This is a genomic window from Paenibacillus rhizovicinus, assembly GCF_010365285.1.
GTDB lineage: Bacteria > Bacillota > Bacilli > Paenibacillales > Paenibacillaceae > Paenibacillus_Z > Paenibacillus_Z rhizovicinus.
On record NZ_CP048286.1, the window covers coordinates 435,568 to 448,432 of the forward strand.

Annotated in this window: 13 protein-coding genes and 1 pseudogene; 5 read left to right on the top strand and 9 right to left on the bottom strand. The window is 53.3% G+C overall.

Features of this window, described 5'->3' with window-relative positions:
- Positions 1-74: 74 nt before the first annotated feature.
- The 6 genes and pseudogenes from GZH47_RS01965 to GZH47_RS01990 form a co-directional block, all read right to left on the bottom strand.
- On the bottom strand, positions 75-725 hold the full coding sequence (locus GZH47_RS01965; RefSeq protein WP_162638293.1) for an amino acid ABC transporter permease: 651 nt from the start codon (positions 723-725) through the stop codon (positions 75-77).
- A gap of 19 nt (positions 726-744) precedes the next feature.
- Positions 745-1,401 (bottom strand): amino acid ABC transporter permease, encoded by a 657-nt coding sequence (locus GZH47_RS01970; protein WP_162638294.1) that lies wholly within the window; start codon positions 1,399-1,401, stop codon positions 745-747.
- Between the two features lie 80 nt (positions 1,402-1,481).
- A complete protein-coding gene (locus GZH47_RS01975; RefSeq protein WP_404823798.1) occupies positions 1,482-2,294 on the bottom strand; it encodes a transporter substrate-binding domain-containing protein in 813 nt (270 codons plus the stop codon).
- Between the two features lie 44 nt (positions 2,295-2,338).
- Positions 2,339-3,067, bottom strand: a complete 729-nt coding sequence (locus GZH47_RS01980; protein WP_162638296.1) for an amino acid ABC transporter ATP-binding protein — start codon at positions 3,065-3,067, stop codon at positions 2,339-2,341.
- 584 nt (positions 3,068-3,651) lie between these two features.
- A complete protein-coding gene (locus GZH47_RS01985) occupies positions 3,652-4,053 on the bottom strand; it encodes a (R)-mandelonitrile lyase (RefSeq protein ID WP_162638297.1) in 402 nt (133 codons plus the stop codon).
- Between the two features lie 55 nt (positions 4,054-4,108).
- Positions 4,109-5,149 (bottom strand): annotated as a pseudogene (locus GZH47_RS01990) (NAD(P)-dependent alcohol dehydrogenase).
- Between the two features lie 184 nt (positions 5,150-5,333).
- Here GZH47_RS01990 and GZH47_RS01995 point away from each other — a divergent pair.
- Positions 5,334-5,882, top strand: a complete 549-nt coding sequence (locus GZH47_RS01995; protein ID WP_162638298.1) for a TetR/AcrR family transcriptional regulator — start codon at positions 5,334-5,336, stop codon at positions 5,880-5,882.
- An 88-nt stretch (positions 5,883-5,970) separates the two neighbouring features.
- Here the strand turns inward: GZH47_RS01995 and GZH47_RS34485 are convergent, their stop codons facing one another.
- The 3 genes from GZH47_RS34485 to GZH47_RS02010 form a co-directional block, all read right to left on the bottom strand.
- Entirely contained in the window at positions 5,971-8,451 is a 2,481-nt protein-coding gene (locus GZH47_RS34485) for a carbohydrate-binding protein (RefSeq protein ID WP_162638299.1), read from the bottom strand.
- Positions 8,452-8,718: 267 nt separating this feature from the next.
- Positions 8,719-8,925 (bottom strand): hypothetical protein, encoded by a 207-nt coding sequence (locus GZH47_RS02005; protein ID WP_162638300.1) that lies wholly within the window; start codon positions 8,923-8,925, stop codon positions 8,719-8,721.
- Positions 8,926-9,148: 223 nt separating this feature from the next.
- Complete coding sequence (locus tag GZH47_RS02010; protein WP_162638301.1) at positions 9,149-9,853, bottom strand: YetF domain-containing protein; 705 nt, start codon at positions 9,851-9,853, stop codon at positions 9,149-9,151.
- 196 nt (positions 9,854-10,049) lie between these two features.
- Here GZH47_RS02010 and GZH47_RS02015 point away from each other — a divergent pair, with 196 nt between their 5' ends.
- The 4 genes from GZH47_RS02015 to GZH47_RS02030 all read left to right on the top strand — a co-directional run bounded on the left by GZH47_RS02015 (position 10,050) and on the right by GZH47_RS02030 (position 12,835).
- Positions 10,050-10,901: a hypothetical protein gene (locus GZH47_RS02015; protein ID WP_162638302.1), complete on the top strand. Its 852-nt coding sequence runs from the start codon at positions 10,050-10,052 to the stop codon at positions 10,899-10,901.
- Between the two features lie 89 nt (positions 10,902-10,990).
- Positions 10,991-11,572, top strand: coding sequence for a CBO0543 family protein (locus tag GZH47_RS02020; protein ID WP_162638303.1), 582 nt, complete (start codon positions 10,991-10,993; stop codon positions 11,570-11,572).
- Entirely contained in the window at positions 11,569-12,360 is a 792-nt protein-coding gene (locus GZH47_RS02025; protein ID WP_162638304.1) for a hypothetical protein, read from the top strand. Before GZH47_RS02020 ends, GZH47_RS02025 begins: the two co-directional genes overlap by 4 nt.
- A gap of 13 nt (positions 12,361-12,373) precedes the next feature.
- A complete protein-coding gene (locus tag GZH47_RS02030) occupies positions 12,374-12,835 on the top strand; it encodes a hypothetical protein (protein ID WP_162638305.1) in 462 nt (153 codons plus the stop codon).
- Positions 12,836-12,865: the final 30 nt, after the last annotated feature.

The following is a 12,865-nucleotide window of genomic DNA, read 5'->3' on the forward strand; positions in this document are numbered from 1 at the left end:
ATGCTTTCGGATTTCGACCACTTTTGAATGGCTATAGGAAGGACTCCCGTCGGTATTCTAATGTCCGCCGTTGCTTAGACCCATTTATTTTCGAGGCGTTTGGCCGCAAGCGACAGCGCGTAGTTGACCGCGAAATACAAGACGGCCACGAGCGCGAGAATCGGGAGGGTATAGTTGAAATTTTGCGCGATGACGATCTTCGCATTGTGCATCAGCTCCGGAAGCGAGATGACGATGGCAAGCGACGTGTCCTTGAGCAGGGAGATGAACTGGCTCACGATCGGCGGCACCATGCGCCTCAGTCCCTGCGGAAGCACGATATGCCACACGGTCTGCGCGGCGGTCAATCCGGACGAACGGGCAGCTTCGATCTGGCCTCTCGGGATGGAAGTCAGTCCGCTGCGCACGATTTCCGAAATCATCGCGGCTTCGAAGACCGCCAGACCGATAATGGCCGAGCTCATGACCCCCAGCTTGACGCCGACGTCCGGCATCGCGAAATAAGTGAAGAACAAGATCAGCAGCAGCGGCAAATTGCGGATCAGCTCGACGAGCCCCCCGAGGATGCGGGATAAGACCGGAATTCTCATATAGCGCAGCGTACCCGTGATGCTGCCCAGCGCGAAGCTCAGCACGATTGCGACGAAGGCAACCCAAAGCGTGATGCCGAAGCCTTTCAGGATGAAGATGAGATTATGGTATGAGAAAGCGCCTGCAATGTCCATCCTCCGATCCTCCTATACGTTAGTAGCCGTTCTTGGCCAATTTTCGTTCCAGCCGCAGCGCCGCGAAGCTTAACGGCAAGGTCAGAACGAGGTACAGCGCCGCGACGAAGATATACGTGTCGAAGGTCGCGTACGTCTTGCCGGCCACCTGATCGCCGGAATACATCAGGTCGAATCCGGCAAACACGCCGAGAATCGACGAATTCTTCACGAGGTTGATGAATTGGTTGCTGAGCGGCGGAATGACGATGCGGATCGCTTGCGGCAGCACGACATGCCGCATCGTCTGCATGTACGACAATCCCGACGCCCTGGCCGCCTCGGTTTGACCGGACGGGACGCTCATGATGCCCGCCCGAATGGCCTCGGCGACGAAGGATGCGGTATATACCATTAGCCCGACCGTGCCGCATACGAATCCGCTTAACGTCACTCCAAGCGAAGGCAAGCCCAAGTAAAACACGAAAACGACCAGCAGCAGCGGTATGTTCCGAATGAACTCGACGTAAGCCGTCCCGAGCCACCGCAGCGGCCTGACGGACGAAATGCGGAATACGGCGATGATCGTCCCGAGCGCGAAGCTGCCGAGCAAGGCAATGACGCTTGCCCAGATCGTGTTGCCAAACCCTTTCATGTAGATTCCGAAATGATCCGTAAAAATCGATAGATCCGGCATGCTATCCCCTCCCGCTGTTCCCGATATGCAGAAGATGGGCGGCACTTGGCCGCCCATCCTACTTGTCGCAACGCCGGCGTCTAATCCCCGGATGGAGATTGGCCGATCCATTTCTCGTAAATCTTGTCGTACTCGCCATTGTCGTGCAGCTTCTTCAATCCTTCGTTGACGCTGTTCAGCAGATCGGTTTCGCCTTTCTTGATCGCGATGCCGTATGGCTCGTCGGTGAACGGTTCGCCGACAACCTCGTAGCCCGGATCCTGAACGGCCATGCCGTACAGAATCGCGTTGTCGGTCGTCAGCGTGTCGCCCTGGCCGGCTTTAAGCGCGCTAAACGCGTCCTGATAGTTGTCGAACTCCAGGATGGACGCATCCGGCACTTTCGCTTTGATATTGTCGACAGAGGTCGAGCCTTTGACGGCCAGCACTTTCGTGCCTTTCTTGATGTCGTCGATGCTCTTGATCGCGCTCCCTTTCTTCACGAGGAGAGACTGCCCCGCCTTGAAGTACACGTCGGAGAAATCGACTTCCTTCTTGCGCTCGTCCGTAATCGTCATCGTGGCGACGATCATATCGATGTCGTTATTATTGAGCATCGGAATGCGCGTCTTGGACGTGACCTCCTTAAGCTCGAGCTTGGTCTCGTCGCCGAGAATGTCCTTGGCGAGCGCTTTGGCGATGTCGACGTCGAAGCCTTCGACGCTGCCGCTCGCCGGATCCTTCAGGCCGAACAGCTTGGTATCGTACTTGACGCCGACGACGAGCTTCCCCCGGCTCTGTATGTCGCCAAGCGCCGACTTCGTTTCCTCCGTGCTCCCGCATCCGGCCAGTGCGGCCGTGGCAAGCAGCGCCATGATGATGCCGACCGTCATCCAGCTTCTTCTCTTCATGATTTCAAACTCCTCTCCATATTGGAATTGCGCACGCGTGCAAGCCGTTAATGGCGCAGCACGCGATTGAGAAACAGTCGTGCCCTTTCTTCCCGCGGCTGCTCGAAGAATTCCTCCGGCGGAGCGACTTCGACAATCTGTCCTTTATCCATGAAAACGACGCGGTCCGCCACTTCCCGCGCGAATCCCATCTCGTGCGTGACGACGACCATCGTCATCCCTTCATGCGCCAAGGTCTTCATGACGTCCAGCACCTCGCCGACCATTTCCGGGTCGAGCGCGGAGGTCGGTTCGTCGAAGAGCATGATCTTCGGCTTCATGGCCAGCGCTCTGGCGATAGCCACCCGCTGCTGCTGACCGCCCGACAGCTGCGAGGGGAACGCTTCCGCTTTGTCCCCGATGCCGACTTTCTCCAGGTACATTCTGGCCGTCTCCGCCGCTTGCGGCTTCGGGACGCCGAGTGCCTTCATCGGTGCCAGCGTAATATTATCGATCACTTTCATATGGGGATAGAGATTGAAGTGCTGGAACACCATGCCGATTTCCCGCCGCAGCTTGTTGATATCGGCTTGCTTATCGGTGACGTCGACTCCGTTTACGGACAGTCCGCCGCTCGTGATCGTCTCTAGCCGGTTTATGCAGCGGAGGAGCGTGCTCTTCCCCGATCCGGACGGGCCGACCACGACGACGACTTCGCCCTGCGCGATCCGCAGCTCGATGCCTTTCAGTACATGAAAATCGCCAAAATGCTTTTCGACTTGCTGAAATTCGATCATCGCAATCCCCTTTCCCCGTTACTTTGCGTCTCTCGGATGGACGGGTCATGTTGGTTCCCATATGTTGTAGACAACTATAACGGGAACCTACGCAATCCTAACGAATCCGACATGAAATTCATCATTATTTTCCAAGCGCTTGTCCGGCTTCCATCCTGAGACATCCCGTAGAAGCCCGGCAAATCAAAAAAGCCGCCCGTATTAACCGGCAGCTTCAGATTGCAGAGAAACCCACGTTTTTTCAAAACGGCGGGTTTCTCTTATTTAATTCTGGTTTAACATTAGGGCTTCGGAGAGCGATTCACCCGTCGAAGCCCTCCTTTAAGGCCTGGGCAGCCTGCGGCTGCACCCAATACACTACAATACCAGAAAAGCAGTGAAACCGGAGCATGTACTGTACCCGGTACACTACATTACCGGAAAACCGGCAAATCCGGGGCATGTACTGTACCAGAGTCGCCGAATAAATACAGAAGTGCCGAAAAGTCCGCTGGACTTTCTCGACACTCTTAAGCTGCCGTATAAACCGGCAGCTTGACTTTCGTCTATTTCATCTTTTCGTTGTCTATTTCGTAAATTTCTAATCAATCCCGTGACAAGTATTGATCGTCGCTCACTTTCTCCAGCCATTCAACGGCCTTGCCATCCAAGCGTTCTTGAATGGCGATATGGGTCATAGCCGTGGTCGGCGATGCCCCGTGCCAATGTTTCTCGCCTGGCGGGAACCAAACGACGTCGCCGGGATTGATTTCCTCGATTCGGCCGCCTTCCCGTTGGACCCGTCCGTGTCCCGCGGTTACGATCAGCGTTTGTCCCAGCGGGTGCGTATGCCATGCTGTTCGCGCCCCGGGCTCGAACGTAACAGCCGCTGCAGCGACGCGCGCCGGATCAGCTGCTTCAATCAAAGGATCGATGCGAACCGTACCGGTAAAGTAATCAAAAGGTCCTTTGCCTGATGGCTGTGATCCAATTCTTCTGATTTCCATTATTCAACTACCTCCATGAACATAATAAATTCGTGAAAATGAACGGTCTTTCGCCCTACAACGTGGAAATGTCGATCACGCAGCGGTAGCGTACCTCACTGCGCAAGATTCGTCCATACGCTTCGTCTACTTGATCGGCACGGATGATTTCGATTTGCGGCGCAATGCCGTGCTCGGCTGCAAAATCAAGCATCTCCTGCGTCTCGGGCAGCCCGCCCACCAAGGAACCTGCAATGCTGCGGCGGCTCATGATCAGGGAGAAAACTTGATAGTGGCTTGGTTCCGCCGGCGCACCTACGTTCACAAGCGTGCCGTCAACGCGCAGCAGCGATAAATATTGATCCACGTCGATCGCGGCGGACACCGTATTCAGAATCAGATCGAAACGGCCGGCAAGCGTGCGAAACGTTTCAGGATCCAGGGTGGAATAGTAGTGATCGGCCCCGAAGCGCAAGGCTTCGGTTTCTTTATCGCTCGCCCGGCTTAGGACGGTCACTTCCGCTCCCATGGCATGCGCGAACTGGATCGCCACATGGCCAAGACCGCCCATCCCGAGTATCGCCACTCTTTTCCCCGGACATGCATGCCAGCGCTTCAACGGCGAGTAAGTGGTGATGCCAGCGCACAATAGCGGACTGGCCGCCTCCAGCGCCATGCCATCCGGAATGTGCACGACGAACCTTTCCGTGACGACGATGGCTTGGCTATAACCGCCATAGGTGGGTTGACCTTCATAATCCAGCGAGTTATAGGTAGCGACGAAACCTTTCGCACAATGCTGCTCTTCACCGCGAAGGCAGTATTCGCACGCTCCTCATGAATCCACGTAACAGCCTACGCCGACCCGATCGCCGACGGCGAATTTCGTAACCTGATCCCCGACCGCGGTGACAATCCCGGTGATTTCATGACCGGGCACCATGGGGAAGATCCCTCCGGCCCAGTCTCCGTGCGCGCTATGAATATCGGAATGGCAAATGCCGCTGAACTTAATATCGATCGCAACATCGTCCGGCCGTAATCGGCGCCTTTCGATGGTCGTTTTCTCGAATGCCGCTTTGGCAGCGGAAACGCTTAATACGCGTGTGGTACACATGAAGCCACTCTCCTTGTCCTTATCGCATTCGGTTCGCGTAATCAAATCGAATTGATTAATGAACACATGTCTATTATTATATTAGGAGCCGCGTAACCGCAATGGTTAATGCAGCGGGATCTGTTCATTACTCAACACATAAGCGAAATATGTCGCGTATCTTAGAAAGTTTGGTGGGTAAACGATGGCTAAAGTGGACCGGAGAATTCTTAAAACGCAGGAAGCGTTGAAAAAAGCGATGCTCGAACTGATGACGGAGAAAAATTTCGACGATATCACCATTCAGGATCTGGCCGACCGCGCAAACGTAAATCGCGGAACCATATATCTCCATTACCAGGACAAATTCGATTTATTGGATAAACTCATCGAAGCCCATTTGCACGAGCTGGGAGCGATGAACGAATGGGCTTGCGAGCTGGATTGGAAGGATGCGCTCGTTCCTTACTTCGAATTCTTCGAGCGCAATTATTTGTTTTATTCCACCATGTTAACGAGCAAAGAAGCGCCGTCATCGTTCAGAGTCCGGCTTCTCGCTTCGTTCATGGAAGGCTTCAAAGGCGAGATCGACAGGGATTCCGGAAGAAATTCGGATTTAAACGACGATGTCATGCTGCAATACTCGGGCACCGCCTATGTAGGCGTGATCGAGTGGTGGATCAAGAATGGCATGCCTTATCCGGCCAAGGATATGGCTAAGCAAGTAGGCACTTTATTGGGAAGAAGCTTATAGGCGGCGCCTGCCACAAGAATAAAAAAGCAGAGGGCAATGAAGCTCCCTCTGCTTGGCGCGAAGATTGGATTACCGATCCATGATAAGCTTAAAACCCTGTATTGCCATTCAAGACCGGCACCACCAAGCTGTTCGCATTCGTATAATTCGACAGCGCATTGCCGGAAGCCACGTTGAAATTAAACTGCGTTCGTCCGCCGCTGTCCCCGTAAGAGGTATTGTCGATGTGAATGCCTTCCGTCTCGCCGTTCGTAATCGTATTGAGCTCGACGCGAACGTTCTGCATCGGATTGACGTCAAGCCAGAACTGAATGGAAGCATGGTTATGGCCCGTGTGACCCGCTTTATTGATCGTGTTGCGCTGGAACTTGAGGCCGCTGATCGTATAAGAGGGCTTCGTCGGCTCGACCGGCTCCGTCGTAATAATCATGCCCGCAAGATAGGTGCTGTCGATGTAGTTATCCCGGTACGTCAACGAGTTGCCGCCCACATCGGACATGCCCCGCCCCCAATAGCTGGCGATGATCGTGTTGAACTGCGCCACGTTATTCTGAGCGACGTTCGCGAAGTTCATGAGATTGACCTGCGCGACGCCATCGTCGCCAAGCCCCCGCATGAAGTTGTTTTGGGCTACGTTGCCGGAATTTCCGTCGTCGCCCCAATGGATGCCGTCGAAATACGTGTTGTACAGCCTTACGTTCTGAATGGTCGAGTTCTTCCAATCGGTCCACCCTTCCAAGCATCCCATATGCTCTGCCCATAGATTCTGCAGAACATTGTTCGAGCCTGTTCCGGCGTTCGAAAGGATCGCGATGCCGTAATGCGAATCCCTCTGGGTATCCACGCTGCTGATGCGCAGATCGGAGATCGTCGTATTGTTGTTCAATGTAAAGCCGACTTCGCCGCCCCAAACGTTATTGGTCACGGTGCTGTGCAGATGCGAGTACCAAATTCCTGCTCCATATACGCTTACGCCTGACGGAACGGTGATTTTGTCGCTTTGATTATACGTTCCCGGCGGGAAATAGACGTTCTTCCCTAGGGATGCCGCAGCATTAACCGCGCTTTGAATCGCTGCCGTATCGTCCGCGACGCCGTTGCCGACCGCGTTGTACGGCGACGATTTGACCGAAATGGCGTTCGCGGGCAACGCGATCGGCGCTGCTGCCGTTTCCAGATCGATGAGGTCGATGCCGTACCAGGCCAGACTGTTTCCGGAGTCCTTCTTCAGCATGATCGTATCGCCGGCGTTGATGTCGATCGCAAAGTCCTTATCGTCGAAGCTGCGGACATACGAATTGCCCGGCGCGGTATCATAGTTGAACGTGGAGGTCAGAGAGAGATCCTGGCGCTTCACGCCGTTCACGTAGAGCGCCAGCGTGCCGCTCGAATTCTGCGGGATGCTGTAGCGAACAATCATGCGATTCGCGTCGCGGACGTTCGTCCACTGCACGGACTCGTTCGTTGCATCGAGGTGCACGTAGCTTTTGCCGGAGGACGCTTCTTTCTTGACGGTCGCATCGTTGTTCGTCGTCGCTCCGCCGCCGAGCGTGCCGCTCTCCGCTTCATACGTCGTGAATGGCACGGTCGCGCCCCGCGTGTTGTTGTTCGTCAACCGGAACCAATTGATATTGGCAATCCCCGCGCCGACAACGCCTTTGACATACAGATTATGCGTACCCGTGGCGGAGCCCGTGATCGGCCATGACTGCGTTTCGAAATTGTTCCAGCCGTCCGTGTTCGCAACCGTGAAGGTGCTGATGACCGGTCCGGTCAAGCTATCCAGCCGCACCTCGAATTTCCCGCCGGTCGCGGTATCCGCAACGCGCGCTTCCAGCGTCTTGTAGCCGCCGCTCAAGTTGACATTGTTGTAGACCAGGTAATCGTTCGTATCGAAGCTGCCCACCTGCTGCCCGCCGCCCGTATCCGTAGTTGCTGCAGCGCTTACCCCGGACATCGAATCGTAGCTTTCCGCTTCGATCTTGATCGCGGTCGTCATCGTTACGACGGGAGACCAATTGGTCTCGTCGAAGTTCATATCGCCATTGGCGTTAATGACAAAATAAAGCGCGTCCCCCGCTTCGACATGAATATTCGATACGCCGCTCGGCGTCGCGTCGGCTGCCGACGTAACCGTCGCGCTCCAAAGCTGCGTCGTGTTCTTGAAAATCTTCGCGATGACCCCGTTGCTGCTGGCGTTCACCTTGAGCACATTGCCCGTAATCGTCACATTCCCTGCCTGCGGAGCAACCCACTTCTTCACGGCGTCATTGGTCGTCTCCGGATGGAAGAAGGAATCCCTCACGTAGGGATAACCGGAAGCTTCCTTCCATTTGGCGGGAGTCGTCGCGTCATATGTACCGAGATACGAGTACACCGTCCCCGTTTTCTTCATATTGAACCAGTTGCCAATGCCTTGCGATGCTCCGAAGGAGGATAACGCGCTGTACGTTACCGTTTCGGGAATCGGTGCCGCGTCTGTTTTCCTCTCGGTTGCAAGCAAACCGCCGGCCATGAGCGTTAACGCCATGACGGAATAAACGACCTTCTTCACCTTTCTATTGAACATCGATGCATCTCCTCTACATGGGTTCTCTGCTTCGCAAACGTCTCGTTGCGGTAAATCGAAGCCGAATACGGGTTCTCTGCACCACCTCCTTCTCGCATTGAAGAGGTAAAGCCGAAACTGCTTGTTTACACACCGGTAAGCGCTTACACATTTCAAGAACGTACACTTCTACAGCGCATCCGGGAGTAACTTGGCAGGTAAGCTGCAGGTATCCGTTCCTCCGCCTCATAGAAGCGCAACGATGTATTCAGTTCGCCCATGACATTACTAGATGCACCACCCCGTATCGCCGGTGTAATAATTTCCGTCGCTGCCCCAATAATTGAAATCATCCCCCAGCAGCGAAGCAGCGACCTCGCTAATCTTAGGATCGTCTAGGAGGCTGGACGGATAGTAGCTGGAATCCATGCATGGAACCATCGTTCTTTTGCTGCCGTCATGCACGCCGAAAATGCGTTCGTAGGCTTGAAGCACTTTTTCGAATTCTTGCGTGATGAGGCTCGATTTCGTCTTGCAACAGACCTGGAAGTTTAAGAAACCCAAACACGTTGAAAAATTGGATTTGCTGCTCGGTGAGTTTCATGAATCCTAATTCTCCTTGTCATTCGAGATTTATAATTCAAGTCATATATTCGCACCTCGCAGTCCAATTCCTTCCTTAATTATCCATGATAATAAACTTTCTAGAATGCCTTGTTTAACGCCAACGGCTGCCTTTGGCCGAAGCCTCTCTCAGCTGCATATGCAGGCCGTTGTCCTCCGACCATTCGGCATAATACACGTCCTGGATGCGCTTGACGCCTTGCTCCGCGAGCAGCGAAAGCAGCCATTCCTCGCTGCGGCCGATCTCCCGGAGCTCGCCGCGCTGGAGCATGCCCTGCTCGATAAGAATGCGCGGAAGTCCGGTCTCCGGTTCCTTCGCTCGCGGTCCCGTTTGCGCCCGAGGCTCTTCGTCCCGCTTCTTCATCACGCTCAGGTTGCCGTTCGGTTCGAATATCGCGAACGCGACCTCACGCACGGTGAAGACGCCCTGCTCCCTCAACAGCATGCCGATCTGATGCATGTCCAGCCGATTCCGCTTCATCGCCCTAACGTCGATCTCGCCGTAACGGATGATGATATCTGGCCTGCCGCTCAGCGGAACCGATAACCACGGCATAAGCTGAACCGCCTTCTCCAAGGCGATCGACAGCGCCATCCAAAGCACGAGCGCGTAGATGAGCAGCGAGAAATGCGCATCGCGATCGTAAATCGTATTGCCGACCAACTCGCTTAGCATGAGCGAAGAGACGAAGTCGAACGGGGTCAAATGGGAAATCTCCTTCTTCCCGAGCAGCTTCGTCATCAGCCATAAGCCGAAGAAACCCGTGATGAGCTTTACCGAAATCCATGTATAATCCATTACAATCACGCTCGCATTCATCCGGATTTTAATAAAATATACCCTGGATGTACCCTAATGAAGCCTGCCGCAACATCGGGACTCTGTACAAACAAAGCCATTCGCCGCAAGAAGCCGCGAGAATCGCGGCTTCTTCGCGTTTGGTTTGTGCTCGGATTGAGAATAGCTAGAGGAAGAATAACTATCGAGGTGAGTCATGCCGAACTATATGCCTTATTTGCTGCTTGCCGCGGCTTCGCTCTTCATTCTGACCGGCATCCTGATCCGGGAACGCAGGTTCTATGTGCTTGTCATTCACTTGTCCTTTGCCGGAATGATCTATATCTTCGAAGTCTTTAATCTTGTCGTGTTTCAGGCTTACGAATACAGCCCGGGCATCGTGCGAGACAAGTATTTGGACAGCATGATCGGTTCGACGGTGTCGAATTTCATGACGGTCCCCGCCCTCGCCCTACTGATCGCTTATTATCAACTGCGCTGGAAATGGATATTTGCGGGAGCTTTCACCCTCGGAGGAGTCGATCTTCTGTTCGTCCATCTCCAGATCTACACGCATCATTGGTGGTCATCGAGCTATACGGTGATTACCCTGCTTGCGTTTTTTTGGATGTGCCGGACATGGATCCGCAGCGTCCGCCATGGCAAAACGCTCATTCCGTACATCACGTTCTTGATGTATTCCTTTTGCGTCGCGGATTCGGTATTCTTCCTGTTCCTCTTATCCGGTTGGCGGCGTTTCCAGCTTGGACTCTATCGGAATCCGCTGCGGGATGACGTCATGCTGACCGTCATCGTGGCCTTTTGTGTCGCTTTCATTCTTGTCAACGCCATATACTGGACCAATAAGCGCAGCTATCTCATGATGGGATTTACGTGCATTCTTATCGGACAATACGCGCTTTATCGTACGGGGCATCTCTCTCTCTATGTTTCGCCTTGGCTGTATTCGACGGCGTATGCAGCTGCTTTATTGCTTATATCTTTCATTTGTATCGCGGGTCTAAGAGCTTTGCGGGGAAATTCAAGATATCCGGACCCTGATCAATGACGTATCGAGTTCGGACGACGGCATCTTTATAGCGAAACCTGCGCATAATGAGAAGCGAATCCATTAATGAAAGGAACATCATCTATTCTATGGATCCGCTACTGACGGACGAGCCGTCCCTTAACGAAATCAAGCAGCTCGAACAAGCGCTTACGAAGCTCAAAGTTAACTATTGGCTTCATCATGACTTATTTTCGCTGCCCTGGTGGATCCTGCTCGTTACTTATATCCTTCCTTGGCTGATCTGGTGGAGGCTGGTCGACAAAGACCGCATTGCGGTCATTCTGTTCTACGGCATGTTCATGAGCTTCCTAGTCTCGCTGATGGATGAAATAGGGACCGTATTCAATTTGTGGTCCTATCCGACGCAATTGATCCGCATCCTTCCTCGTTTATACCCGGTCGATTTCTCGTTCCTGCCCGTCGTGCATATGCTGATTTTCCAATACTTCAAGCGTTGGAAGCCCTTCTTGATCGGGAATGCGATCATGGGAGCCGTATTCGCATTCATCGGAGAACCTCTCTTCGTTTGGATGGATATCTATGAGCTGGATCATTGGGAATATTATTATTCCTTCCCGATCTATATCGCCAAAGCCTTGTTCGTCAAATGGCTCGTAGAGACGATTATGGCCCAGGCAGGAAAGCGCGCAGGAGGTAAAGCGACATGACGAGGGAACGGGAGGAGCGGGCGAAAATCCGACTTAGGCAAGCAAGACGGCCGAGACTTGCGATGTCGGCCATGAACACCAACAACTTAACGGTTCAGAATCCGTATATGCCGATGTGGTGGTCTGCCGCCATGCCCGGAGCAGGTCATATCATGGTCGGCAAAATCATCAAAGGTTTCTCCTTGTTTCTATGGGAGTTCGTAATCAATACTCAGTCGCATCTGAATGAATCCATCTGTTATTCCATGCTCGGGCGATTCCAAGAGGCGAAGGATTGCTTGGATCTGCGCTGGTTCTTCATGTATGTGACCGTCTTCATCTTCGCGTGCTGGGATTCGTATCGGCTCACCTTGGAAGTGAATCAATTGGCCGTCTTATCCTACCGGGAGCATGCGCCATTATCGGCCGTGAAGCTTAGTTCGATTGAAATCAATTATCTAATCAAGACCAATCCGTGGCTAGGCGTCGTTTGGTCGCTATTCGCTCCTGGACTGGGACATTTAATCGCGCGCAACTTGTTCCAAGGCCTTTACTTCCTGATTTGCTTCATCGTCGTCGTCTACGAATCGCGATTGCTCGAATCCATCTACTTCACATCGATCGGACACTTTGGGGAAGCGACGCGGGTATTGGACATGGAGTGGGCTTTGTTCTTCCCTTCCATATACGGGTTTGCCGTCTGCGATGTCTACTTTCGCATTATAGAAGCGAATCAACTGTTCAAGCTCGAGCAAACGCGTTTCCTCGAGGGGCATTACATGGATAAGGCTTTCAAAATGCCGGTCTAAGGAGGACAAGCGTATGTACGTTTTCTCGATATTCGAGCATTCCTTGAAACTTGAACTGGCTATTTCCGAGCTTGAGCAGCATCGGATTCAGCGCAAGGAAATCTTGGCCGTTCCGATGAAGAAGCAGGCGTCCGAAAAAACCTATTTCGATCCTTACAATTTGGACGGCCTTAACCTGTTTCTCGTCTCGGCCACGGCGACGATCATCATGCTGCTGGGCGTCATTTACGGCTACTCGCTGTATTGGGGACCGATCATATGGGGGTTGATCGGACTGATTGCAGGAACGGCAATCGGCTTTATCATCGATAAAGTCGTGAAGACGCGTTCGAGAAGGAAGAAGCTCAAGACGAATATCAGCGATGTGATACTCGTCGTCAATTGCAATGAAACGAACAAAGGCGTGGTAGAAGATATCTTGATTTCGCATCAGGCGCTGAGCGTTGCTTTCGTCGGAGAGGATCGGACAGAATGAGGAACGCCGCGCAGGGCAATGATAAGGGAA